Consider the following 26463-nt stretch of genomic DNA (forward strand, 5'->3'; position numbering starts at 1 on the left):
CTGCGGAGTAGCGGCAGAAGATGATTCCGGATCAACAGAACCTTTGTAAAAACGAATTTGCCGGCGCGTCGCGGCCGCAGCAAGAATCTCTAGGGCCCCGCTATGCGCGCTTTCGAATTTGATCATCATCTCATCGATGCCTACGCCCGTTTTTCACGGTCCTTTGCGTCGATCCGCGCGACCGATCCACTTTTCTAGATCCCCTCAACCTGTATCCCGTTTTCCGCGAGCCACGATTTTCGCCACCTCCAGTCCGGAAGATGCTGCTCGACCTTGATCCAGAAGCCTGCGGAGTGGTCCGGGTGATGTCCGTGCGCCAGTTCATGGACAACGATGTATTGCGCTATCCGAGGGGGTAGAAGAACAGCCTTCCAGTGAAAATGGACTCGGCCAGCGGTCCCGAAAGATCCCCATCGATAGCCAAGGTCCTGAACCTTTACTTCTTCCACTTCGACGCCCATCCGGTTCGCTTGTTCTGCCACCTGCTTTTCAAACCACCCCTGAGCACGGCGTGTATACCAGGATATGAAGATTTCGCGTCCACGGTGCGCCGACATCTTGCGAAGGCAGAAGCGGCCGTTTTTCAGCGAAAGGTCTACAAGCTGCTCGTCAACTAGGCGGAGCCTGTAGCTCTTGCCGAGATATAGAAAGCCTTCGCCGTCCACGAACTCCTTAATCGGGGCACGCTGCTGCAGCCTGCTCTTTTCCTCGATCTTGGTGTGAATCCAGACCAGCTTCTCCTGGACAAAATCGATCAGCTGGTGGTGTTCCGCCTGCAACGGAGCAACGATCGACAACTCTCCTGACCGTTCTACTGTGATCTGAAGGGTCTTGCGCCTCTCACTGCGATGCACCTCAAAGGACAGACCGTCCACATCAAGCCTTTGGTTGCTGATGCGTGCGGCCTTGCCGCCGGTCCTGATAGGAGAAAGGGGGAGCCTTGGCATCAAGCTCTCCTAAGCTTATCTTCGTTGGCTTTCGCCTGCTGCATCAACTGATCCGCCAGCCTTTCGGCCTCCGCGATACTGAATCCTTCCAACCTGGTATCAAAGATAATCTCGAAGACCTCTGAGCGAAGGCTCTCCTGATCAGCCAGTTTGAAGCTGCTCCAGATTGATCGGTTGGTGCAGACCTCCTCGACGACGCGGTCCACCGCATCCCTGGTCATCTGGTGGATCACCTGCAACTGCCTTGTATCCATATTCTCGCCAGTCGAACATGCTTCAAGAACCGTTCGAAGGAATGGAAGGTAAACCTCCGGGATATCCGATGCTGCACTCTCGACCGGCTGGCTGTCCGAGCGAAGTTCGTCGATGAGGGCCTGGAGCTGCTTGACGATCTGATCCCATTGCTGCCCCAACCCATCGAGGATCTGCTTCAATCGCTCTGACATCTTCTTAAAAAGAACGGGGTCTGTCTCAAGGTGCTTTCGGATATGCGAGCGGATTGCGTGCTCCATCTCCGACGCCTTAGCGCGATTTCCATTTGTCCGGCCAACATGGGTGTCAAACTCGGCATCCGTCAGTTGAACGGGTGGTATCTTCGGATTGATCCCGAGGGATATCACATGATCGTCTATCAGCTTCCGGACCTTTGCCCCAACATCAGATCCCAGCGCCATGACATCACGGTATCGGTTGCGAGCGCGCGCATGGATATAGGCGAGGCGTTTAGCATCTTTGACGAAGGGCAGACCTTCTGGACGCGGAAGGATGATCTCGAGCGAGGTCAGGAAGTCCTTGAGCTTGACGGTGAACTCCGCGCGGGCCTTCTCCCTCGCCAGAACGTTGAGGCAGCCCTCATCGTCAGAAAGGTTCTCTAGCCCGGCCCGACGGAAGATGTCGACGACCCGGATATGACGATCCCGCAGCACTGGGATCTGATCCTTGAGCCCCACAAGCGCGCCTTCGATATCTTCTTCCGCATATGCGGCAAGCGCCGCCTTCAGGTGATGGGCGACCCCGAAGTAATCCACGACGATGCCGCAGGATTTCCCGAAGCCGGTCCGATTGACGCGGGCGATGGCTTGCAGAAGCTCTGCTTCGCGGATTGAACGATCCAGATACATCACGCCTTCGATCGGCGCATCGAACCCCGTCAGCAGCATGGATTTCACAATCAGGAAGGCGAGTGGATCGGTCTTTGCAGGATCCTTGTGGAAGAGGGGTTTCTTGAAGCGCTTGATCCGGGTTTCCTGGGCTGAACCGTCGGTCCATTGCCGCCAAGTCGGGTCGTCATTGTTGCTACCGGACATGACAGGCGCAAACTCTATCCGAGCAAGGGTATCGCGATACCGCCACGCTTGAACCAGGGCCTGGGTCAGAGGCGATTTCGTGCAGAGTGCCTCATCATCTATGGCCTTGTCCTGGTCTGGGAGCGCATTGGCCTGCTCCAGCAGTTCATCCCGCGCCTTGAGGAATGCGGCGTGATAACGGATGACCGCGGTGCGGCTGTAGGCCACCACCTGTGCCTTGTAACCATTGGGCATGAGGTTGGTCACGTAATGCCGCAGCATGTATCGCGCCTTATCAGCGATTAGGGCGGGGGCTTCTAGGATGTTGCCCTTGGTCGCATATTTCTTGCGAATGGCTTCGAGTTCTTCCTCCGTGTGGTTCCGGAACATGTCCTCGAACAGGCCGTCCAGCGTGGCGCCGTCCTTCAACGCCCCTTCGGCTGTCCGTCCTTCGTATAGGACCGGCACGGTGGCGCCGTCTGCTTCGGCTTCCTTGATCGTGTAACGGTCGATGAAGTCGCCGAAGATCTGAGCCGTTCGCTTCTTTTCACCCATGATGATCGGCGTGCCGGTGAAGCCGATGCGGGCGCAGTTTGGCAGCGCTGCCATCAGGTTGGCATGCAGGTCGCCGGCTTGGGTTCGGTGTGCCTCATCAACCACCACGAGGATCGTCTCGTCCTCGTTTAGCACCTCAAAGGCCGGTCCCTTGGTGACCTCGGCCACGTCCTCATCCGTCCGGTATTTCTGGATCGTGGCAAAGACCAAGCCCGGCCCTTTGCGTCGAGCCAGATGCTTCAGCGATACGGCATTAGTGGCGAGTTCCACCACATCGCCCGACAGGGTGGCGGTTTCCGACAGCTGGCGCTGCAGGTCACGGCGGTCGGTGACCATGATCACCTTGAACTTCCGCAATGCTGAGTCGGTGCGCATCTTACGGATCATGAACACCATCGTCAGGCTCTTGCCCGACCCTTGGGTGTGCCAGACGATCCCGCCCCGGCGATCATATTCCCCGTCCTGCGCGCGGGTCTTGCCGGTGCGCAGCCGCTCCAGGGCGCGGTTCACAGCACGGTATTGCTGATAGCGGCAGACGGTCTTGATGGTCTGGCCGCCCACGTTCATGAACAGCAGGTAATGCCGCAGGATATCCAGCAGATGCGCGGGCCGCAGCATGCCCGCAACGAGGCGTTCTTGTTCCGACAGGCCCTTCTTGCCCAGGTCCGCCGCCACTTCATCCTCGGAACCTGTTCCATCCGGGCCGACTACCGTCTTCCACTGCCCATAATGCTCCAGCCCGGCGCCAACACAACCCACGCGGGCCTGATCGAAGCTTGTGGCGATCAGCAACTGGACGGAGGCGAACAGCGCGGGTGCACCCTCGTTCTCCTCGACCTCCAGCGCAGCCTTCCGGGCGTTGTGATAGCGGCGAAGCTGCTTGACCGCCTCGGCGAGCGGTTCGGGGATGGCAGGGCTTTTGGCCTCGACCACCAGCACCGGGATGCCGTTCACCAGAAGCACCAGGTCGGGGATGATGAAGCCCTTGCCCACGTCGTGGCCCGGCGGGCAATCGACGCGGAACTGGTTGGCAATGGTGAAGGTGTTGGCACCAACATCGTCCCAGTCGATGTAGCGGATGGTCTGGCCGCGCCCGCCGTCCCAGCCGGGCAGACCCTCGACCGTCAGGCCGCGCAGAAGCAACTCCGTCACCGCCTGGTTGGCCTCCATCAGCCCGCGGTGGCCGTGGCGGGTCAGGGCGCTGACGGCTTCAGAAAGGCGGGCGTCGTCCAGCCAAGGTTGGCCATCAGGGCCAGGATTGATGGCGTGCAGACGCTCGCGCAGCGTGGCCTCGGCGATGGTGTCGCGGAAAGTGCTGCGCCCGGTCAGGCTGGGGTCGTCCTTGGAACCCTCCTGCACCTGCCAGCCCATGGCGCGGCACTGGTTCAGGAAGGGCAGTTCCACATCGTCATACTCGTGACCCATGAACAGACCCCTCGGTTACAGCAAGGGCGTGACGGGAACCCGGCCGGTCAGCAGGTCGTCCATCAGGCCGGATTTCTGAAGGCGGAGTTTGTCGAGCAAACGCTGCTCGCGATTTAGTTTTGAGAACAATGCCTCATAGCTGTCACCAATCGCATCTTGCTCTTCTTTGTGTGGAAGAAACACTTCCAAAGGCCGTAAGTCTTGAAGATTGATGTTCTTCTGCGCGCTTTGTGGCGCTCGCGCGTCAAGTAGACGTTTCGCGCGACGGATCCACAGTTCGACGAAGCGAGTATTCAGACCTTCATGAACCACTGCGCCTACTACGCTGTCTGGAAAATACATGGGAAACGCAAGAATTCCCGTATCGGCAATATTGGCAGCGATGGTGATTGCAATCGTTCCGGCAGGAAACTCTCGACTGACAGAAACCCCTCGCTCATTCAGAGTTTGAGAGTATCGAGTCACGAAATCACCCTTCGCAGCCGCTACATCGCCAGTCTGAATGAACGGAAACTCGCCACCATAAAACCTTGGGTCATTCCTCGGTCGATGTGTAAACTGCCCCCGGTCGACTTCTGCGATTGCTCCCAGCGTCGTCTCATCCCACTCCTTCGGCAGCCAGCCGAGCGGGGTTTTCTGGTAGAGGTGGGGGGCCTCTGGCTGTGGGGGGCGGAGGTCGCCGTTCGCGTCAATGCCGCGGGTCAGCAGGTCATGCAGCAACCCCTGCTTCATCGCTCGCAGTTTGGCTACTACCGCCTTGGTTCCCCGGATCGCCGCATCCAGGGTGTCGAGGACTTCAGCGATTTTGGATTGGTGTTCGAAAAGGGGCGTAGGGAGTTCTGTGCGTCTCAGAGCGGACGCCGAGAGTTCCACCTGGTTGGTGGACCCTGCATAGCAAAACCGTTCAAGGTGCTTCTGCCCCCAGTTCGAGGTGAGAACCGAGTTAAGCCAAGAGGGTGAGCATTTGCTTTTCTTGGGACGCAAGAGCGTAATGTGCCCATCGATGATGTATTGGCCAACATCGTCAAAGACCGCAGATCGACCAACTGTGCCAGTGCCTGTTGAGTTTAGGAGGACGTCGCCGACCTCAGCCGTGAGAACGTTCTGCATTGCTCGTTCTGAATGTGGCTTTGCGAACTGAGGTAAGAAGCCTTCAGCCGCAACACAGCGCTGTCCAATCGCAAAAATCTCTGAACTTTCAACATATCTTGGAGCAGTGCCGCGTCCAATATGAAGGCATAAATCTTCCAGTCCACTATAGTCCCAAGACTGATAATTAGGATGGACTAATCTCTTTGGATTAACCTCAGACATACCCCAACCCCTTCAGGAACCCGGCCAGCTTCTCCGTCGCCTCGGCCCGCGCTCCTTCGATCTCGGTCAGGGTCACGCGATACTTGTCCCACCAGTTTTCAAACGCCGCCACGATCTGCCCGCGCTGCGCGGCGATGTAGCGGGTCAGGATCTTTTCCATGTCATCATGCAGGATCTTCAGGATCAGCGTCGCCGCATCCGCCTCGGTCAGCCCGTCGACGGCCCCGTTGATCGCATCGGTGAACTGCGCGTGCCTGGCCTTCAGCGTCTTCTTGACCTCGGCAAATTCCTTTTTCCACCGCTTCACCTGCGCCTCGTCCACCGGTTCGGCGTCGTCATCCTCTTCCTCACCCTCCTCGGGCGTGGCGGTCGCGGCCTTGATCTGGGCGTCGAGTTCCGCCTTGCGCGCCTCCAGTTCCGCAATCTCGCGCACGAAACCGCCCATCAGAAAGCTGACCAGCTTGTGATCCAGTGAGCTTTCTTTGCTGCCCTTGTCCTCCAGCGCTGTGACGATAGAGGTCCGCCAGGCATCAACTACCCCCCGCGTGTTGCGCGCCATGAGGGTCAGGAAGTCGAACCGCGAGGCCTGCCAGAACTGCGCAATGATGCCCCGCACGGTGAAGGGTTCCAGCATGGCCAGCTGCTCCAGCGTTTCCGAGAAGCTGGACAGAAGCTCATCCCGCAACTTGACGAGCGCGGCGGCCTGATCGGCCCCGGCAAGGGCGACGATGTTGTCGCGATGCGCCCCCCACCAGGCGTTGAAGGCGTCCCTGATTTCGGCTTCACGCTCTTGCAGCCCCGCGTTGGCTTCGATAGCCGATTTCAGGTCGGATTTCGCGGTCAGGTGCGGAGCGAAGTCCAGATACCGGTCATCGCGGACATCCAGAAGGTCCATCGGGGTCAGACCATGGGCGCGGAACAGATCCGCCTTTGCCTCGACCTCGGCCCTCGGGATGCCGCCCACCAGATGGGCGCGCACGTCATGCGGTTCCGGCGGGGGCGCGTTGTCTGCATAGCGGCGGATGTTGAGGTTGAAGTCGTTCTCGCGCAGGGTATCGATATCGATGATGGCCGAAAAGCCGGGGATTTCGCGGTATTCTTCAAAGGTGGTGACGATCTTTTCGATGTGCTCGGGCATCAGATGGTTCTGCGCCCGGCCTTCAAAGTATTCGCGGTCGGCGTTGATGAAGAGGATCTTGCCCTGCCGATCCTTCGGCTTGCCGGAGACAAGCTTGGCACCGTCGTGGACGCGTTGGCGAAGGACGATGACGCAGGCCGGGATACCAGTGCCGTAGAAAAGCTGCGGCCCAAGGCCAATGACTGCCTCGATCTGATCCTGTTCGATGATCTTCTGGCGGATCTTGCCCTCATCCCCGCCGCGGAACAGAACGCCATGGGGCATGACGGTCGCGATCATGCCGCCGTCGCGCGTGACGTGCAGCATGTGCTGAAGAAACATGAGGTCGGCCTTCTTGGCACCGCGCGGGACCTCGTGAAAGAAGCGCTCGGAAAATTCCGGCCGCCATAAGTATTCACCGGACCTGTCCTTGTCCTTCGATCCCCATGGAAGAGAGAATGGTGGATTGGTCAGGATGCGGTCGAACCGGCGCAGCTCGCCGTTCTCGACGACATGTTGGGGCTGACCAAGGGTGTCCTCGTTACGCAGGTCAGCGCTGCTGATGCCGTGCAACAGCATGTTCATCTTGGCGATGGACCAGACGGTGCCGGCGTTTTCCTGGCCGAAGAGGTTCGCCTTGCGTCCATCCTGCCCGTGTTCGTCAATGTATTCCTTGGCGGCGATCAACATGCCGCCCGAGCCGCAGCAGGGATCATAGATGTCGTGATCCAGTGTCGGCTTCAACAGGCGGACCATCATCCGGACGACAGACCGCGGGGTATAGAACTCACCCCCCTTCTTGCCGGCGGAGTCTGCAAATTCTGCGATAAGGTATTCATAGGCTGCGCCGAGGAGGTCGGGAAACTCGAAGTCCTCGGTCCGCAGGCGGATTTCCCCGAAGTGGTTGATGAGTTGGCGCAGCTTCTGATCGCTGATCTTGCTTTGTCCAACCTTCCGGGTGAAGTCGATGTGGTCGAGCACGCCTTCCAGCGCGATGTTTTCGGATTCAATACCCCCTAGGGCCTTATTGAGTTTGTCGCCAATGTTCTCATGGGCTTCGTCGACAAGGTAAGAAAAGCGAGACTGCGGTGGCACCCAAAAGGTCCCACTCCGGCCATACCAGACCTTGTTCTCAGCATCTGCTGCCGCCTGCTCCGGTGAAATGCCATTTGCAATGCGCTTTTCAATGATCTCCAGCCGGGCCTGCTCGAATACATCGGAGCAGCGCTTCAGGAACAACATCCCAAAAATGTATTCCTTGAACTCCGATGCGTCCATCTTCCCTCGAAGGATGTCCGCGGCGGCAAACAGGTGCCGCTCAAGCTGTGCAAGCGTCAATGGCATTAGAATTTTCTCATCATTTTGAACTCTAATTGCTGCATCTGAATGATGAGAGCAACGAGGGAATGGCGCCGCCTTGAGCTGCAGAGCCAGATGGTCGCCGACGGTGCCGAGTTTCTGCCGGCCAAGCCTGCCTTCCTCGCCGGCTAACAGTTCGATCTCGTCAAGCACTTCCGCAGCTGGGTAGAGCGCAAGCCCCAAAAGACTCTCGTTATGAACGCGGGACGACTGGGAGGCGAGGTCACACCCATCCGTTAATTATCGATTAAGATGGCGGTGACGCTGATCTTATGCGGCCAGCCTGACCGTGCTGCGCCCGCCACCCCGGTTGCTCACCAGGACCTGGACCGGGATCCGCTCCTTCATCGCCTGGACATGGCTGATCACGCCGATGGTTCGGCCTTGGCTTTGCAGCCGTTCCAGCGCATCGATGGCCAGATCGAGGCTGGCGCCATCGAGGGAGCCGAAGCCCTCGTCGATGAAGAGCGTGGCAGGCACGCCGCCCTGCCCGCCCATGCGGGAGAGCGCCAGGGCCAGGGACAACGAAGCCAGGAAGCGCTCGCCGCCTGACAGGCTGCGGGTCGAGCGCACCTCGCCCGCCATGTCGGCATCAATCACGTGCAGGGCGAGGTTGTCGGCCTTGACCAGGCTGTAGCGGGGCTTCAGATCGGCAAGGTGCTGGTTGGCGCGCTCCACGAGCATATGGAGGGTGACCTCCTGCGCGATCTGGGCGAACTTGTTGCCGCTGCGGGCTCCGATCGCCGCGTTGATGGCGGACCAGGTCTCGCTGGTTGCGCGCGCCTTGGCGATCTCGGCGTCAAGCTCCTTGAGCCCCTCCCGAACCTTGTCATCGGCCTCCAGGATGGTGGCGATGGCGCCCAGGCGATTGTCGCGAGTGCGGCGAGCATCGAGAAGGGGCTGGCGCACATTGCGAAGCGTCAGGACGTCGCGTTCGGGAACGCCTTCCTCGATCAGGACATCAAGGTCCTTCTTCCGCTCGCGCAGGGCAGTGGCGGCTTCCAGGCCCTGGTCCACAACCTTCTTGACCCGCTCCCGGATACGGCTGATGACCTCAGGGGCGCAGGAGAAGACAGCATCGAGCTTCGTGCGCTCGATACCTGCGCCCTCGAGGGCCTTGCCTAGCGCCTCCTCCGCCTCCCGCTGCCGCCTCTCGCAGGCTTCCACGTGGCGCCGCGCGGTTTCATGGCCGGTGGTCGCGCCCGCCAAGGTGCTTTCGGCCTTTGACAGGGCGGTGGTGGCCGCCTCCAGGATCGCCTGGGCTGCCTTGCGTTGTTCATTGACGCGCGTCCGATGGGTGCCGGTGGCCTCCCCCTCCAGGAGCCCCCTGCGCTCGACCGTGAGCTTCGAGAGCCGGTCCTCGCGATCCTTGGACTCGCGAGTGACCTTAGCTTCCGCCTCTGCGGCCTGTTCCATGCGGGTGGTCGCGGAGGCGATGCGGGGCCCTAGCTCGACCAGGCGCTCACGGGCCTTGGCCAGGCTCTCCGCATTGCGGCGCCATTCGGTGACAGACCGGGCAAGCCGGGACTGGATTTCGGCAGGCTGGGTTTCGAGATCGTCTCGGGACGCATCCAGGACGGCCAGGTAAGGCGCGAGCCTGCCATCGACCCGCTCGATATCCTCCTCCGCCGCACCGATTTCCTGGCCGGCGAGCGCAAATGCCTGCACGGCCTCGGCCAGCGCCGCCTTCATCGTCCCGACTTCCGCCGCACGGGCGCCGCAGCGCTGGGCGATGGTGTCGCGGTTCCTGCGCTCCGCGGTCAAGGCCCCGCGCAGCTCAGTGCAGCGTCTGATCCTTTCCTTCACCGCTTCGACCTTGCCGGCCAGGTCTTCCCCTGCACCCGCGATGGCCTCGATCGTCCAGGCGTCGGAACCTGGGGCATCGACCAGGCCGTTGGCGGCGAGGTCTGCCGCATATGCCGAAAGACGGCCGCGTGCCGTTGTTGCCCGCCCCGCGGCCTGCTCGGCCCCGCGCCGGGCCGCCGAGGCCCGCTCAGCCGCCGAGGCAATCCGGCGCCCGGTATCGGAGATCCGTCCCTGGGCGTCGCGCAGCCTGGCCTCTTCCGCTACCATGTCCTCGCGCAACTCGCGCGCGGCCCGGGCGAACCCCTCGTCATGCATCAGCGGGTGGTCGGCGGAGCCGCAGACCGGACAGGGTTCTCCCTCCTCCAGCCTTGCTCGCATGTCCGATGCGGCCTGCGTGGCCGCGGCCTCTGCCCGGTCGAGGGGTCGGCGCAGCGCCTCCATGGCACCCTCGGTCCGCTTTCGATCGCTTTCGGCCGCATCATGCAGAGCCTGCGCTGCCTCGGCATCCTTCTGGGCGTCAGCAAGCCTCCCGGCTTCCTCCACCCCGTCGTCGTCGGCCTGGGCGGCTGCCTGTGCCTCATCCCGCATCCGCTCGACGAGCCGCGCAGCGCCCTCGAGCCTGTCCTTCTCGGCCTCGGGCTGACCCGCTTCGAGATCATCGAGCCCCTGGGCCTTAGCCGCGATCACCCCATCCAGTTCCTCCAGGCAGGCCTTGTCCTCGCGATCAGTCTCCTCCCGCTCCGCAATGGCCGCTTCCTGCTTCCTCTTGTCATTCAGGGCAGTGGCCCGGTCGCCCTTCGCCTTCTTCAGGACCTCCATCAGCCTCGCGCGCTCGGCAAAGCACTCCTCGATGCCTGTCCATTCCACGGCAAGCTTCTCCATGCGCGGATCGCGGGCCACCTCCGCCTCGGCGCGGTCCTTTTCCCGCGTGGCGTCATCCTGTTCCTTCTGGAGGTCCTTCAGCGCGACCTCAGCCTTGTGCTTCTCTCCTGCGGCCTGGGAGACAGCAGCGCGGGCTTCCGAGGCCTCGCGGGTGGCATCGCCGATCTGGCTGTCGAGCGTGGCGGCACGGTCCAAGATGGGGCCATATTCCTTGAAGACCCGCTCTAACCTGTCATGGCCGTCCAGCGCCTTGACGTGATAGTCCTTGGCCTTGCGCCGGGACTCCGTCGCGTTCTGCAGCGTCTCGGCCGCTTTCGTGGCAGCGTCCTGCGCCTCGGTCAGGGTGCGGGCTGCCGTGGCGGCCTCGCCCTGCTCTGCCCGCAGGGGAAGAGCCCGATCAATGATGTCGATGCGCCTGAAGTCTTCGGCTGCGTTGGCCTTGGCCTGCTCGGCATCCGCGACGGCCTGCTCGGCCTGCCGCAGCCGGTTCCGAGCCGCCTCGATCGCTTCGTGCCGGCGCAGGTCCGCCTCGATCCCCTCGATCGCCTTTGCTTCCTCCTCACCCGTCAGCGTCAGTTCCTGCCGCTCGGTTGCCAGCGCGTCGCGATCCTCGTCGCTCATCACCTGGCGTTCACCGCGCCGGGCCATGAGCCCCTCCAGCGCGGCCTGGGCTTCGGCATGCCGCTCGAAAACCCTGCGCGAGATGTTGCGGTAGATTTCCGTGCCCGTGACCTTCTCCAGCGTCGAGGCGCGATCGGCGGCGTTCGCCACCAGAAAGGCATCGAAATCCCCCTGGGCCAGCAGCACGGTGCGGCGGAACTCCTCATAGGTGCGGCCGGAAAGGCGGACCACCTCGTTGTTCACCTCCGTTTGCTGGGTCGCGAGGACCTGGTTGTCGGAAAGGCGGACAAGCTGCCGCGACACCTGCTGAAGCCTGCCGTCGGATTGTCCCCGGGCGCGGCGCGCGGTCCAGCCGGCGCGATAGGTCTGCCCGTCGAGACCGATGAAATCGACCTCGGCCCGCCCCAGGGCGCAGCCACGGCGGAGGATGCCGCGGGCGTCGGAAGCCTTGATGGTCTCGCCCGAGGCGTCCGGCACATCGTCGTCGACGCCTCCGGCACCGAGGCGCGGGCAGTTGCCGAAAAGACCGAGGCACATCGCGTCGAGGATGGTCGACTTGCCCGCGCCCGTCTCACCGGTGATGGCGAAAAGGCCTGCCGAGCGCAGCGGGTCGGAGGCGAGGTCGATCTCGAAGGGCTCGGCGAGGCTGGCGAGGTTCTCGCCGCGGATGGCCAGGATCTGCATGCTCAGTCGCTCCCGTTCATCGCTTCGCGGAAGGCCAGCACATGGCGGTCCTCCGCGTCAGACATGTTGGTCTTGCGGAAGGCCGCAAGGAACAGCTCCTCGGGATTGATCTCGGCAAGTGTCCGGGGCATGCCCGCATCCTCTTGCGCCTGGGCCGCCATATCGGCCCGGATCACCCGGATGCCGCCCACCCGCACCGGAAGGCCGGCGAGGCAGGCCTCGGCTTCGGAAAGGACCACGCCGGCGGGTCCCGTCGCCTCCAGCGTGACATGGATGAACGGCTGCAGGTCACGCGGCAGATCCGGATCGAGGTCAAGCCCGGCCACGGCATCCGCCAGAAGCGATGGATCAAGGACGCCGCGCTGCGGGATCCGGTGGAAGGCCGCGGGTCTTTCGATCTCGACATGGCGGTGCCGGATGTCGGCGCCATCCACCTCCAGGATCGTCACCCCGTGACGGTGGCCGATCTCTGAAACGGACAAGGGGAAGCAGGAACCGGAATAGCGGACCCGACCGTTGTCGAGGTTCTGCGGCCCGTGGAGATGGCCGAGCGCCACATAGGAAAAGCACTTCGGAAAGACCGAGACGGGCACGGCGTGCTCGCCGCCGATCGGGATGCGGCGCTCGGCGCCTTCGCTTTCCTGGGCGCCCGCGCAATGGAGATGGCCCATGGCGATCAGGGGGAGATCGCCCGCCTCTGCGCGCGCGGCTTCCGCGAAGCGTTCGTGGAACTCAGCGGCGGCGCGGATGATAGGCGAGCCCTCCCCGTCCTTGTCGGCCACGGCCAGTCCTGGCAGGTCGGCCGGCCGCAGGAAGGGGATCGCCACGGCCCAGGCCTTGACGGTTCCGCAGCTGGCGCGGAGCGGGATCATGTGGCGGCGCATGTCGATCGCATCGGCCTTGCGCTTGATGGTGCCCAGCACATGCGCATCGATTCCAGCCAGGAGCGCACCTGGCGCCTCGAGCCGGTGGGCCGGGTCGTGATTGCCCGCCGTCATCACGGTGGTCAGGGTTGGACGCCGTCTGCGGAACTCCACCATGGAGTCGTAAAGGAGCTTCTGGCACTCGCCTGAGGGGTTCAGCCCGTCGAAGACATCCCCCGCGATCATCAGGACATCGACCTCTTCGGCCTCGATTACATCGGCCAGCCGATCGAACCAGATCCGGTGCTCCGCATCGCGCGACCAGCCGTTCAGGCTAAGCCCGAGATGGATATCGGCAGTGTGCAGGATACGCATCCGCAAGTAACCATCGTTGATCTACATGCAGAAACTATATGTTGCGTTCTAGAAGTTGAAAATGGCTAAATACGCTACTCCTTACTAGGACCTATGGACATTCATCGTGAGGTGATGATGGATGCGGCGAGATGCCGATTGGCGGCGTAGCTGCAAGCAGTCGTTTTGACGCGCTTAAAAAGGTGTGATTTCCGTGCTCAGCCACGCAGCAAAGGCAGCTTCGGTCACATCGCCCGAGGCAAGATCCTCCATCATGCGGACGCCTTGGATTGGGTCAGGGCGGAAGCCCAAGCCATTGAGGCGCAGGAATGTCAGGGCGGTGACAAAGGCGGTCCGCTTGTTCCCATCGACAAAGGCGTGCGCCTTGGCGATGCCGTAGGCATAGGCTGCGGCAAGCTCGGGCAGCGTAGGCGTGCCATAGGCCGCCTGGTTCAGCGGGCGGGCGCAGCCCGCCTCGATCAGGCTGCGGTCGCGTATCCCGGGAGCGCCGCCGTGGCGGGCGATCTGGCGATCATGAATGGCGATGACGGCGGCAAGCGGAACCCAGATCGGGTCTGTCATGCCAAGGCTGCGAGCAGGTCGCGGTTCTCGTCCATAACGATCTCGGCAGCCTCGAGTGCGGCCATCACCTCGGGGTCGTGCGCAGTGATGCGGAGCGAGCCATCATCTCCGCGCAGCACGAACAGGCTGTCGCCCTCCTTCACGTCCAGCAGGGCAAGCATCTCGGTCGTCAGCGTCATCACGGCGGAGTTGCCAACCTTACGGACCTTGCTGTGCATCATGGATCTGCCCCCCTTAATACATTCGTATATACGTTCTCTTTAAGGCTTTGTCAAGGTTCGAACCCACTCACCTCAGGGAGCACGAAGTTCCTGAAGTTCAGAAGAGGCCGCTTCAAGTGCGAATACCGCGTTACTTAAAACAGCGTCCTTTCCCAGGACAACGTCAGCTCCAAAAGAGACTCGACAACAATGTCTGCCGCTACACCCGGCACCTCCCTCGGCGGCACGCCTGTGCGAACCAGGATCGTCCTTAGCCCGGCGGCCTGCCCTGCCATGATATCGGTTTCGATCTGATCGCCCAGCATGAATGTCGTCGCAGGGTCGCTGCCCAGGATCTCCAGCGCCATGTGGACCAGGTCGGGCTGCGGCTTGCCGGTGACGATTGGGGCCACGCCCGACGCCGTCTCGATGGCAGCCAGGATCGATCCGGCGCCGGGCTCGTATCCGAGGCCATGCGGCAACATTCGATCCGCATTGGTCCCGAAGAAGGACGCACCTGCCAGAAGAGCCGACTGCGCCTGCTGCAGTTTCTCGAACGTGAAGGCGCGGTCGAGGCCCACGACGACTGCCCTGACGTCCTTGTCCGCAATCTGAAATCCCTGCGCTTCCATTGCCCCCACCAGCGAGGGCGCGCCGATCACCATCACGCGTGAGGCTGCAGGGATTTCAGCTCGAACGCGCCTGGCAACGACTAGGGAACTGGTGACGATCCGGTCCGGCGTCACCGGAATGGCCATCCTGTTCAGCTTGTCCGCAAATTCCTCGGCCGTTTTCGTCGAGTTGTTGGTCACGAAGGCATAGGGCACCCCTTGTTCGTGCCAGTGCTGGAAGGCGCGGACTGCCGTGGGAATGGGAGCATCGCCCCGATAGGTCACTCCGTCGAGGTCGCTGATGATTGCCGCGTTGCTGGGAAGCATTACCTGGGATGTCATGGGCCGATCTTGATCGTGCTGCGTCTTCCTGCAGCGTTCAGTTGCATTGATGGACGGCAAGATGCTGCCCCTCTCGAATGATGTTCACCTACCCGACCTGGACCCGCCCATCCCGGGTCAGGTCTAACTTCACCAACTTCCCATTACCGACACTCTTCGCAGGAAAGCCGGATGTCCCATCAAGCACCTGCCTCAGGCCGGAAAGCCAAGCGCCATGACCGAAAGCCAGAACGGGACCGTTTGCCGCAAGAACACGTTGCTGGACGCGCAGGATCCGCCGCGTGAAACCGGCAAATGGCTCACCCAGGGTCAACCGATGCGGCTCATTGCGCCACACGCCGGGATGAGCAGCTTCGAGATCGGCCCAGGTCCGGCCTTCCCAGGATCCGAATGACAGCTCTGCCAGATCAGGATCGGGTTCTGCCGTTGGAAAGCCGTGCAGCGCCGCTGTCTGCCGTGCGCGGCCGAGCGGCGAGGTCAGCACAAGCGCGAAATCCTGGCCCGCCAATGCCTGGCGGTTTGCCTCCAGCACCGCGAGGTCATCGGCACCCAAAGGATCATCGAGGGCAACATCTCGCTGGCCTTGCAAGCGGCTTTCGGTGTTCCAAGGCGTGCGGAAGTGGCGGATGAACCAGAGTTCGCTCATGGTTCAGTCCTCCAGCAAGGCTGCACTCTGGCTGTCGATTGAAAGGACCACTGTTGCCCCCTCGCCGTAGGGTGGCTGACCCGTCGCGTGGAGCGTATCCACGATCATCTGGCCGTCCGGTGTATCAATCAGATAACGGATCTGGCTGCCCAGAAACTCACGGTGCCTCACCGTTCCAGAGACCCCGTCGCCGGAACTCGCGATCCGGATGTTCTGAGGCCGCAACACGATGCGGGTCGCCTTATCCGACCTTGCAGTAACGGGCAGGCGCTGACCGGCCTTTGTCACGAAGTGCGCTCCGTCGAACGCCCCATCCAGAACATTCGCCGTACCGAGGAAGCCGGCCACGAAAGAGTTCACGGGGTGGTCATAGAGTTGCTGCGGCGTGCCGATCTGCTGGATCACGCCCATGTCCAGAACGGCCATCCGGTCCGAGGTGGTGTTGGCCTCTTCTTGGTCATGGGTCACGAAGATCGTCGTCAGGCCCAGCTTGCGCTGCAGGGCGAGCAATTCCCGTCGCATCTGCACGCGCAGGGCAGCGTCGAGGTTCGACAGCGGCTCGTCCAGCAACAGCACCTGCGGCTCTATGGCGATCGTTCTTGCCAGAGCGACGCGCTGCTGCTGCCCGCCCGAGAGCTGCCCAGGCATCCTGTCGGCCAAATGCAGCAAGCCTACAGTTTCCAGTGCGGCCTCGACCTTCGGCGCGATCTTGCTGGTGGGCATCCGCCGTTCCTCGAGGCCGAAGGCCACATTCCGCCTGACGGACATGTGCGGCCACAAGGCATAGGACTGGAAAACCATTCCAACATTGCGTTTCCAGGGCGGCAGGTTGACGATGTCGCGATCGCCGATGAGGATCCGGCCGCGCGGTGTCGGCCCGAAGCCGGCGATCGCACGGAGCAGCGTCGATTTCCCCGACCCGGAGGGACCGAGAAAGGCGAAGAATTCGCCGGGTTCGATCACCATGTCGATGCCTTCCAGCACCTTGGTTTCACCAAACGACAGGTGCAGGTTCTCGATCCGGATCCCGGCCTTGGTTTGTGTCATCTGTTCTTCTCCGAAACTCAATGCTGATCGCCGGCGGTTGTCTGGCGGGACCGCTCGCGTTCGATGATGCGCTGCGAAAGGTAAGTGCCAAGCGCCACGATCACGACCGCGAGGATGCCAAGCGCTGCACCTGGTCCGCGACCTGCCGGTGATTGCATGTAAAGGTAGATGCCATAGGCCAGCGGTGCGTCAGAAGACCGGCCAACCAGCATGATTGTTGCAGAAAGCTCGACTGCCGCGGTCGCGAAGCTGGTGACGAAGCCGGCCAGAATGCCGCCTGTCATCAGGGGAACCACGATCCGGCGGATGGTGCTGGACCGCGATGCCCCAAGGCTTTCTGCAGCCTCCTCGAGCGAGATCGAGACCTGCTGCAGCGCAGCCATGCACGCCCGCAAGGCGTAAGGAAGCCGCCGCACAGCCAGGGCGATGATGATGATCCCCCAGAAGCTGGACATCTGGCCCATGCCGAAGGGCAGCTGGGTGCCATGGAACATCCGCAGGTAACCGATCCCCAGCACCACCCCGGGCACGGCCAATGCTGCCGTGGCCATGTAGTCCAGCCATTTTCGGCCAGGCAGGCCCGTGCGGATGACGATATAGGCAATCGCACTGCCCAGCACGACGTCGATCAGGGCTGCCGATCCTGCATAGACAAGGGTGTTCCAGACATATTGCGACGACTGGGTGAAGATCGTCCCGAAGTGCTGGATGGTGAAACCGTCCGGCAGTGGCGAGAATGACCAGATCGTGCCGAAGGCCAGAAGAAGCAAGCCCAGATGCGGCGACAGGACCAGGGCCAGGATCAGCAGGATCACGCCCCAAGCGAGCCACTTCTCGCGCGGTTTCAGATCCCGCCGCGACAGCCCGCCACCGCCCTTCTGCACGGTGGCATAGTCCTTGCCGCGCATGAACAGGAAGGATGCCCAGAGCGAAAAGACCGAAAAGACCACAAGGATGAACGAGATCACATAGCCCATGGGATCATTGATCCCGACCCCGGTGATCCGCAGGTAGGCCTGGGGCGCCAGCATGTTGTTGACGTTGAGCAGCAAGGGCGTGCCCAGATCGTCGAAGACCTTGATGAAGACAAGCGCCGCCCCGGCCAGGTAGCCGGGCATTGCCAGCGGAAAGACGATCCGCCGGAACATTCGCATGCCGTGCGAGCCGAGGTTCTGCGCCGCCTCTTCCATGGACCGGTCGATGTTGCGCAGGGAGGCCGACAGGTTGATCAGGATGAACGGGAAGTAGTGGATCGACTGAACCAGAATGACGCCGTTCAATCCTTCCATGAAGGGGATGCGCAAGCCGAAATACTGGTTCAGAAGCAGGTTGATCGAACCGTTACGCCCGAACAGCAGGGACATCGCGACCGCGCCCACAAAGGGAGGCATGATCAGCGGGATGATCCCGAGCGCCTGGATCGCCGCCGTGCCCGCAAAGTTGAAGCGCGTCGTGATGTAGGCAAGCGGGAGGGCGATCATCGTCGCGACGACCACTGACATCGCCGAGACGTAGAACGAGTTCACGAAGCTTTCGCGGAACAGCGTCGTGTTGAAGAAGTCCTGGAAGTTCTGAAGCGTGAAGGCTCCGGTGCGCGCATCCAGAAAGGCAACATAGAGGACCTGCGCGACCGGCAGGACCAGGAAAGCCAACAGGAAGATCGCGATGGCGATGCCCGCGACCGCAGCACCCGACAAGGTGGGAAACAGCGTGAAGCGGCGTGCGGCAGTATCGGTTGAAGCGGACATGGGATCCTCGGGGCATCACGGATACCCGCGCCGCCCCGGGCGGCGCGGGACTGGTCTGGAAGGGTTCGATCAGTTCAGCGCGATTGCCTGCTCGGCCAACTGCTTTGCCTTGCCGTAGTTCTCGACGGCAAAGCGGTCCCATTCCTGCTCGATCTCGGCCTGACGGCCGACAACCTCTGTCTCGGGGTCAGCACGCGAGACGGTGAAGGCTTGGGCGTAGCTGGGATCGAGTGCCTGTTCTTCCGTGATGGGCATGGCTTCGATCAAAGCGCGCGCCTCGGCGATCAGTGCGGCGGCTTCCTGATTGCCGCTGTCAGCATGGGCGGCCTCGGCTTGCTGCACGGCCGAGACGGCAGCGCGCAGGTCATCCAGCCGGTAGGTTACCAAGACGTCGAAGAGAGAGTTGACCAACTCGTAGCGCGCGCCGGACTTGTCCACGTCAAACTCGATGGCCCCGGGCGCGAAGTCTTCCGAGAACGGGTTCGGGAAGTCCTCGGGGGCGTCAGCATAGGCGTCGGGGTTCACTGGCAAACGCATGATCGCCGGCTCCAGAAGAACCTTCTGTCCTTCCGGGGACAGGATGAACTCCACGAATTTCTTGGCCCCTTCAGGATTGGGGGCATTCTCGATGATGCCGATATTGGCCGGAACGATCGACGTCACGCTGGGATAGACCAGCTCGACCGGGAAGCCCGAGGCCTTGGACGACAGACCGAAGAAGTCGATCACGATCCCGAAGCCGGTCGAGCCCGAGTTCACCGCGTCCGGCACACCGAAGCTGCGCTCGGTCACGGTATTCATGTTGCCGGAGATCCACTTCCAGGTGGCCCAGCCCTTGTCCCAGCCTTCACCCTGCAAGACAGTCTCGACCGTCAGGTGGGTGGTGCCGGAACGCGACGGCGAGGACATGGCGACATGGCCATTGTATTCCGCGCGTTTGAGGTCTTCCCATTCCTTGGCAACAGTCAGTTCGTTTGCCTCGACATAGCGGGTGTTATACATGATCCCGTAGCCCGAGGCGGCGAAGCCGAAGTAGGTCCCGTCTGCGTCATGGACCGGGTAGCCGCCGACCTCGTCGGGAATTCCCTCGAACTGCACATCTACCTTCGCGAGTAGCCCTTCCCCCTTCAGCACCTCGAAGGCGTCGGGAGCCGAAGCCCACATCAGGTCGGTGGTATTGGAGCTGCGGGTTTCCTGCAGATAGGAGACCGCCGCATTGGTGTTGCGGTTGACCACTTCCAGGGTGGTGCCTGAATGGGCGGCTTCGAATGCCGCCTTGAACGGGTCCGTCAGGTCCTTGGAAAACGACGTCACCACGGTAACGGTATCCGCGAATGCGGCAGCCGAAGTCATCATCAGCGCGATGGCGCTGAGCTTGAAAATCTTGTGCATGTCTCTCCTCCCAGAGGCGTCAGCGAGCCGATTCAGCCGGATCTCAACGGACGCAACCAAAACTCTGCAACAAGTAACATATCTAATCAACTATCTGTTTTAATTATATTTTCTGTGTCAAATCTGACCCGGCCTATGTGTCGGTTTTGACCCATGCCTTTGCTACAGCATATCGTGGTGACGAAGTCGCAGGTAAAGCCGCTTGCGGGGGATGCCCAGAAGTTCGGCGGCCTCCGACTTCCGCCCGCCGGTCTGGATCAAGGCGGACCGCAGCAGCCGGGCTTCGAAGGACCCCATTGCTGCATCATAATCCAGGCCTCCTTCATGGCCTGCATCAGTCGAAGGCGTAAAAGTCATCTCCAGCCCGATCACCAGCCCCTCGGCAAAATTCCTGGCCTCCCGAACATTACCCGGCCAATCATGGCCTGCGACCCGTCGGCGTAAGGTGCTGTCAAGATGAGGCTTGGGCAGATCATGGCGCCTGGCGGCTTCGGCAACAAAATGGGCAACCAGCAGATGCGCGTCCTCCTCGCGGTCGCGAAGGGGGGGCAAATGCAGCGTGGCGTTGAAGCGATGGAAAAGATCAGATCGAAGTCTGTTTTCTTCAATCAGTCTCTCTGGTGGGCTCTTCACACTGGCCAGGACACGAAGATCGACTGGGTGTGGAGCTGCGCCCAGAGGCGTGATCTCGCGCGTTTCCACAACTCGTAGCAGACGCACCTGGAGGCTGTCCGGCATGGCTTCGAGTTCGTCCAGATACAGGGTTCCACCATCTGCGCGCGCGACCAACCCCGGGGACTCGCTAGTTCCAAAAAGCTCGCGATTGACCTCGGCCTCGGTCAGTGCGCCGCAGTTCACGGCGACAAAGGGACCTTGGGAGCGAGGCGACAGGTCATGCAGGATCCGGGCAGCCAGCTCCTTGCCGGTCCCGGTTTCCCCTGCGATCAGGAGATCGAGTTGAAGCCCTGCGAGGACACGCAGTCGCTGCCGCAACTCCTGCATGACGGTGGACCGCCCGATCATGCGCTCATCAATCTGGATTTGCCGCAGACGGCTGTTTTCCAGATGCATGTCCCGCATGGCCTGCGCGCGCCGAAGCACGTTCAGCATCAGATCGGGCGAACAGGGCTTTTCAAGAAAGTCATGTGCGCCGCCACGCATGGCCTGGATTGCTGCCGGAATATCGCCGTGAGCTGTGATCAGGATGAACGGCACGTCTGGCGCACGAACCTGCGCCTGCTCCAGGAACTCGAGGCCCGAAAGCCCCGGCATTCTCAGGTCCGAGAGGATGACGCCTGGAAAATCCGGAGCAAGCGCCTCGAGCGCAGGCACGGCGGCATCGAAAGCATGAACCCGGAAACCTTCAAGTTCGAGAGTCTCGATCGTTGCATGCCGAAGGTCGGCATCGTCCTCGACCAGCATCACGTCAGGCATGTCGCTCTTCCGTCTTCCAGCGGTTCAGGCGCAACCGGACCTCGGCGCCACCTCCATCGTGTTGCTCGATCTCGAGGTTTCCATCCATGTCCTGCATGACGTTGAACGCAATGGAAAGCCCGAGGCCAAGGCCCTTGCCCACCTCCTTCGTCGTTACGAATGGGTCGATGAGGCTCTGGCCACTCTGCCCGCCCAAGCCCACGCCATTGTCACGAATGACAAGCTCGACAGGGTTGGAACCTCGAACGTCGATGTGGATCAGTCCTTCTTCGGAAGCCCCCTCCCGAGCTTCAATCGCATCCAGAGCATTTCCCAGGACATTCAACAGGACCTGCTCGAGCAGGATCTCGTCGGCAGACACCTTTACACCAGCCAGATCGGCACATTCGATACGAACACCCTCGTTCCGCAAGCGGTGGTCCAACAATTCCAAGGCCGCGTTCAATGGCTCGGCCAGAACAACACAGGAATTCTGATGGGCCGAGCGGCGCGCGATGCGGCGCAGGTGACTGATGGTCCGTGTGATCCGCTCCAGCAGACCCTCTATCCGCTGGATCGGCAGTCCAGCATCCGGATGGGTTGCACGCAGGTTATGAAGGCGGTGGCCGATTGCGGCCAGTGGCTGGTTTATTTCGTGGCTGATCGCAGCAGACATCTGCCCGAGCGCGGCCATTTTTCCGACCTGCACCAGTTCGCGCTGTGTTGCCTCCAGTCGCTCCACCGCCTGCCGGCGCTCCTGGATGGAAGCGCGGAAGACTTCGACTGCGGCGGCCATCTCCTCGATCTCGTCCCGCTGCCTGTTTCCTGACACCGGCTCAGGTAATTCGGACGTGCCACGCGCGATGCGGATAAGGTCCCTGGACAGCGCCTCGATCCTCACGAGAATGCGTTGGTGGACAAACACAGCCAGAATGACTGCAGTTGCCATTGCGCCCAGCAGTGTCACGATCCCCAGCCACAGCGAACCTTGCAAGATTGCAGTTGCCGCGGCATCGGCCCCCCGTTGCGCCCAGACGCGCTCGGCCCGGCCCATGTCAGTCAGCAGCGCCTGCATTTCGGCCAACACATCTTGTGCCATCTGCAGCCGGGTTACGGCTGCACGATGCAAATCCAGCCGCTGCTGAACCTGAGCGAAGATGCCATCGCCTCCTGTGGCAAGCTCTTTCAGCCGTTCAAGGGCTTCGATCAACAGCACCACATCGACCCGGGGCGCCAGGTTAAGCTGTCCCAGGCTCAACTGATCCAGCGTGTCACGTCCGAGCGCCCGCGTCTGTTCCAGCGAGTCCGAACTATTCGCCGACTGCGCCTGCAGGAGAAGTGCCGTCAGGGTTGCAGCCTCTGAGCCTAGCTGCTGCACACGGTCCCGAAGGAGCCAGTCCTGGGAGAGTGCTTGCTCGGCGTCAGAACGCGGCCCGATACTTGAACCCGCCATCAGCACTGCCAATTGAGTATCGAGATTGAACGACAAATCGGTCAGGATCCCTTGCACCTGATCCTGGATGTCAGCATGGACCCATCGCAACTCCGTCCCCGCACGGGCCTCGGTTTGCGCCCGCCGGTCCAGTCGGGCGCTGATCCGAAGAAAGTCCTTCAGAGCGCGTTGCAGGTCATGCGTGGCGGCCTCCAACTTTCCTCGGGTTGCCTCCCGTCCAGGTTCAGCTGACCAGACAGGAGAGGCCAGCACCCCTGCGACAGTCGAAGAGGCGTTTTCGATTGCCCGGTTCATCCGGTCCGCAGCTACCAGGGGATCAGCCACCACCTGCATGCCCAACGCAGCCAGCTCACCGGTTGCTTCAGCGAGTTCGCCAGCCAGAGCAACAGCCGGAATACGATCCTGCGCCAGCTCCCGAAAGTCTCGCTCGGCCTTCAGCATCACGAGCATTCCGACCGCCAAGATACCCGTGGCGACGACGACCATCGCGATCAGGGCGGCTACCAGCCGCGACCGGATCGAATCTCGACGTATCATGGTTGCTCCAACACACGGATCAGAGCATCGGCCTCATTCAGCAGGGAGTATGATCGGGCGGCCCACTCCAGGACAGTTGCCTGATCAGAGTCCGCAGCGCGCACCTGGTCTTCCGTCAATGGCATCCATGTCAGCAGTCGGCGGATCTTGTCAGTTTCGGCCGCCTGAGACGCGGCAAGCCGGTTGAGCCGGCGCCACAAGTCCCTCCGCAGGAGCAGGTCTCGAGCGACAAAGGCCTCGAAAAGCTGATTGACCTGCCAATACCGGTTGGCGGCGAGCTTCGGATCATAGGGGACTTGAGTGAAGTCCAATGCGGCCCAACCCGGATCCAGAAGGCTCGACGCTTCTTCTCGAACTCCGGCGTGGGCGGGAATGCGATGCACATCGGGACGCAGCAGGATGCGTTGTCCTTTCTCCGAGAGAACGAAGGTGATGAAAAGGCTTGCCGCTTCGGGCTCCATGCCACCTTGCAAGGCAGCAATTCGCGCCGGAATGAGGGTGATCGGGGTGCCGTAGCGGAATTCCAGGTTGTCCCGGGTCAACGCCAGGAAGTCGATGGTCAGGCCAATGCCGAATTCCCCTTCCTCTACGCCCTCCAGAACACCAAAGCTGCGGGCGGAAATGGTGTTGAGTTGGCCTGCCAATTCCAGGATCCACGCCCAGCCTTCCTGCCACCCTCGTTGCTGCAGTATCGTCTCCAACAGCGAATGCATCGTGCCCGATCGCATCGGATGAGACATGGCGATCTCACCTGCGAAGGCAGGATCGAGGAGATCGTCCCAATCCTGCGGCACCGGACGATCGCGGGAGACATGCCAGGACCAGCCAAGTGCAGACCACGCGAAATCTGCGTAGGGCCCATCACTCAGATCGAGAAGTCGTTTTCCCTCATCAAGCACCACGAAAGCCTCAGGTGCCGACGCCCAGAACAGGTCGAAACGCCGCTCGTTACCGGCGAGCATTTCAGTGACTGCGGCATTGGTATTCTTGTTCAGGACCCTGATACGGATGTCAGGATGCTGACGACCAAAGGCTTCCAGCATCGGCTCGACAACTTCTTCCTGGTAGGACGTGATGATCCGAAGCTCTTCGGCCGAGGATGGTCCATGAAGAAGAATGAGCCCGCCAAGGATCGCGCACAGCCTGGATATCCTGTCCCTGATCAATCTTGCCTGCAGCATGGTCCCCCTCCCCCTGCAGGCTTGTGGCACTTTCACGGCTGACAGGGCAACTTGGGTCACCACATGGTCTGCGCCGCCCGCTCCGGCCACTCGGCGTCATAGCGCGCGCCGTCGAATTCACCAGCGGTAATCTCCTTGAGCATGTCACCGATGCTTGGGAGACCGGCAGAGCTGTCGCCGTCGGTCCACAGGCCAGAACGGATCAAGGCGCGGGCACACTGCGAGTAGACCTCCTTCAGGTGGATGACGATTACGGTTCGAGGGTGCTTGCCTTGGCGTTCGAACAGTCTGGACAACTCCGGATCGGCAGAGATCTTTCCTTGCCCATTGGCGCGGATGGCCACGTTCGACCCTGCTACCAGGAACAGCAGGCTGACACGGCCATCACGGACAATGTTGCGCAGCGAGTCGATCCGCTCGTTCCCCTTCCAGTCAGGCAGCAGCAGCGTGCGATCATCCTGGATGCGAACCACTGATCCCTCGTCGCCTCGGGGACTGCAATCTGTGCCTTCAGGTCCGACGGTTGCCAGAACGCAGAAGCGGGCACGTTCAATATGAGCCCGGTAACCCGAAGTAAGCTGTGCAGTCACCTTGATCTGCGAAGCCTCAGCTGGTGTTCCATAGTAGCGATGCAGGTCCTCCAGCGTCTCAACCCAAACTGGCACGGGCATCTCCTCTGATACTATGGCGTTTGATACATCCCCAGACATTTGATTGACCGCCCCTAAATAATCCATGTCAATCATTCAGGCGTCACCCATTGTCGGTTGATGAAAGGCAATGTCATCGACAATTGCGGCATCGGCCTGACGGCTTAGACCGCAATCACTTGCTCTGGATGGTGTGGGCTCAGTTTTCCGGTGCCGCCGGCACGCCGTTCTTCCATGTCTCCCACTCGCTGACGATGTGATCGACCAGAGGCGCGCCCACCAGGGCGATGTTCTCGACCGTTTCCGCAAAGCCACCGGCTGTTTCGCCTGGCGCCGGATCTAGGTGCTGCAGGGTGGTTTCGCTCGGGTTGCCCTGGTCGAAATTCACCGAGCCCCGGATGGCCGCGATCCTGTCGGTGCCGTGCAGCCGCTTGATCACCTGGGCGATGGCGTTGTCCTCCATCTCGGTGACTAGGTAATCGTCGGCTCCGTAAAGCTCGGCCATGTATTGCGCCTCGGCTGAAAGCCCGGGGCCATGGAAGAAGGTGTCGCCGGTCATGTGGGTGCCGACCTTCACTGAGGGAGCCGCTTGGGCCGCCTCTTCGGGATACCGCGTCCGGTAGGTCTGTGCCTCCTCGGAGTCCTTCAGATCGACGTCCGATGACAGGTGAATGCCCCAGGCCACAAGCTCCGGGTTCAACTCATGCACGCGATAATCCTCGTAGCCCTCGCGCGGGATGAAGACGGGCGCGCCCGTCTCGCCCTCTTCAGGCGCCCAGCGGTGGCCGAGGTCATAGTCGATTAGCCAGCTTCCCCACACCACATCGCCGATGGTCCCCCTGGAGGGTGGTGTTCCCGCGACCCCGGTGATCAGGTAGTAGGCTTGCGAGAAGTCGTAGTCTGGGTTCAGCAGGATAGCCTGCATCGACGCAGACGCATTGACCTTGCCCATCCCCAGGACCGAGCCGCAGACGCCATCATCGTTGCAGTGGACCGGCGCAAAGGCACCCGGCACGTCGTTTGCCTTGGCGTCCTGCCAATAGCGTTCATACCAGTGCTGATACTCACCCGCGCGATCGCCGGTGTTCTCGCCGATCTCGAACATGGAGCCTACGAACACCTTGACCTGGATCGGCTCAGACCATGCCGCTCCGGCTGAGGCCAGAGTAAGGGCAGAGGCTGCGAGGGAGTTGATAAGAACATGCATGGGTTCTCTCCTGTTCTTTGCTGCCGACAGGCAGGCCAACGTGAGCCGCGGCAGCTGTCATCAAGGATAACCGAGAGGATAGAGCAAGGCAGGGCGGCTGTCAGGCACTGCGGATGGTATTGCTGGAAAAGGGCTGACTTTAGGATTGAGATGAAGATTAGAGGATCCCAACAGGTCTCCTAGCCCGGCAGGCTTTATATTTTTTAGTTTCTTCCATTTTGTGAGAAATAACATCATGATA

General features: G+C 61.5%; 18 protein-coding genes. All 18 read right to left on the bottom strand.

What is annotated here, in order from left to right; translation table 11 throughout:
• Positions 1-194 precede the first annotated feature (194 nt).
• Complete coding sequence (locus CHB77_RS15865; RefSeq protein WP_089389162.1) at positions 195-947, bottom strand: M48 family metallopeptidase; 753 nt, start codon at positions 945-947, stop codon at positions 195-197.
• On the bottom strand, positions 947-4213 hold the full coding sequence (locus CHB77_RS15870; RefSeq protein ID WP_089389163.1) for a type I restriction endonuclease subunit R: 3267 nt from the start codon (positions 4211-4213) through the stop codon (positions 947-949). Before CHB77_RS15870 ends, CHB77_RS15865 begins: the two co-directional genes overlap by 1 nt.
• A gap of 15 nt (positions 4214-4228) precedes the next feature.
• Positions 4229-5323, bottom strand: coding sequence for a restriction endonuclease subunit S (locus tag CHB77_RS15875; RefSeq protein WP_089389164.1), 1095 nt, complete (start codon positions 5321-5323; stop codon positions 4229-4231).
• 196 nt (positions 5324-5519) lie between these two features.
• A complete protein-coding gene (locus tag CHB77_RS15880; RefSeq protein WP_242626680.1) occupies positions 5520-8156 on the bottom strand; it encodes a type I restriction-modification system subunit M in 2637 nt (878 codons plus the stop codon).
• Between the two features lie 117 nt (positions 8157-8273).
• Positions 8274-11996 carry an AAA family ATPase gene (locus CHB77_RS15885; protein WP_089389166.1) on the bottom strand — a complete coding sequence of 1241 codons (3723 nt, stop codon included), beginning with the start codon at positions 11994-11996 and terminating at the stop codon, positions 8274-8276.
• Positions 11997-11998: 2 nt separating this feature from the next.
• The gene (locus CHB77_RS15890) at positions 11999-13234 is read right to left on the bottom strand and encodes an exonuclease SbcCD subunit D (RefSeq protein WP_089389167.1); all 1236 of its coding nucleotides are present in this window, start codon (positions 13232-13234) and stop codon (positions 11999-12001) included.
• 174 nt (positions 13235-13408) lie between these two features.
• The gene (locus tag CHB77_RS15895; RefSeq protein ID WP_089389168.1) at positions 13409-13795 is read right to left on the bottom strand and encodes a type II toxin-antitoxin system death-on-curing family toxin; all 387 of its coding nucleotides are present in this window, start codon (positions 13793-13795) and stop codon (positions 13409-13411) included.
• On the bottom strand, positions 13792-14016 hold the full coding sequence (locus CHB77_RS15900) for an AbrB/MazE/SpoVT family DNA-binding domain-containing protein (protein WP_089389169.1): 225 nt from the start codon (positions 14014-14016) through the stop codon (positions 13792-13794). The genes CHB77_RS15895 and CHB77_RS15900 overlap by 4 nt, the downstream gene beginning before the upstream one ends.
• 134 nt (positions 14017-14150) lie before the next feature.
• Positions 14151-14948, bottom strand: coding sequence for an HAD-IIA family hydrolase (locus tag CHB77_RS15905; RefSeq protein ID WP_089389170.1), 798 nt, complete (start codon positions 14946-14948; stop codon positions 14151-14153).
• 88 nt (positions 14949-15036) lie between these two features.
• Positions 15037-15594, bottom strand: a complete 558-nt coding sequence (locus tag CHB77_RS15910) for a histidine phosphatase family protein (protein ID WP_089389171.1) — start codon at positions 15592-15594, stop codon at positions 15037-15039.
• A 3-nt stretch (positions 15595-15597) separates the two neighbouring features.
• A complete protein-coding gene (locus CHB77_RS15915; protein ID WP_089389172.1) occupies positions 15598-16641 on the bottom strand; it encodes an ABC transporter ATP-binding protein in 1044 nt (347 codons plus the stop codon).
• A 17-nt stretch (positions 16642-16658) separates the two neighbouring features.
• On the bottom strand, positions 16659-18389 hold the full coding sequence (locus tag CHB77_RS15920) for an ABC transporter permease (RefSeq protein ID WP_089389173.1): 1731 nt from the start codon (positions 18387-18389) through the stop codon (positions 16659-16661).
• A 69-nt stretch (positions 18390-18458) separates the two neighbouring features.
• Positions 18459-19781, bottom strand: a complete 1323-nt coding sequence (locus CHB77_RS15925; protein ID WP_089389174.1) for an ABC transporter substrate-binding protein — start codon at positions 19779-19781, stop codon at positions 18459-18461.
• Positions 19782-19943: 162 nt separating this feature from the next.
• Positions 19944-21215, bottom strand: a complete 1272-nt coding sequence (locus CHB77_RS15930) for a sigma-54-dependent transcriptional regulator (RefSeq protein WP_089389175.1) — start codon at positions 21213-21215, stop codon at positions 19944-19946.
• Positions 21208-23184: an ATP-binding protein gene (locus tag CHB77_RS15935; RefSeq protein ID WP_089389176.1), complete on the bottom strand. Its 1977-nt coding sequence runs from the start codon at positions 23182-23184 to the stop codon at positions 21208-21210. The genes CHB77_RS15930 and CHB77_RS15935 overlap by 8 nt, the downstream gene beginning before the upstream one ends.
• Positions 23181-24365, bottom strand: a complete 1185-nt coding sequence (locus CHB77_RS15940; protein ID WP_089389177.1) for an ABC transporter substrate-binding protein — start codon at positions 24363-24365, stop codon at positions 23181-23183. Before CHB77_RS15940 ends, CHB77_RS15935 begins: the two co-directional genes overlap by 4 nt.
• Positions 24366-24421: 56 nt before the next feature.
• Entirely contained in the window at positions 24422-25111 is a 690-nt protein-coding gene (locus CHB77_RS15945) for a pyridoxamine 5'-phosphate oxidase family protein (RefSeq protein ID WP_341273567.1), read from the bottom strand.
• 103 nt (positions 25112-25214) lie between these two features.
• Entirely contained in the window at positions 25215-26222 is a 1008-nt protein-coding gene (locus tag CHB77_RS15950) for a purine-nucleoside phosphorylase (protein WP_089389178.1), read from the bottom strand.
• Positions 26223-26463: the final 241 nt, after the last annotated feature.

Origin of the sequence: Paracoccus sediminis, from assembly GCF_900188295.1 — a bacterium.
GTDB classification, from domain to species: Bacteria; Pseudomonadota; Alphaproteobacteria; order Rhodobacterales; family Rhodobacteraceae; genus Paracoccus; species Paracoccus sediminis.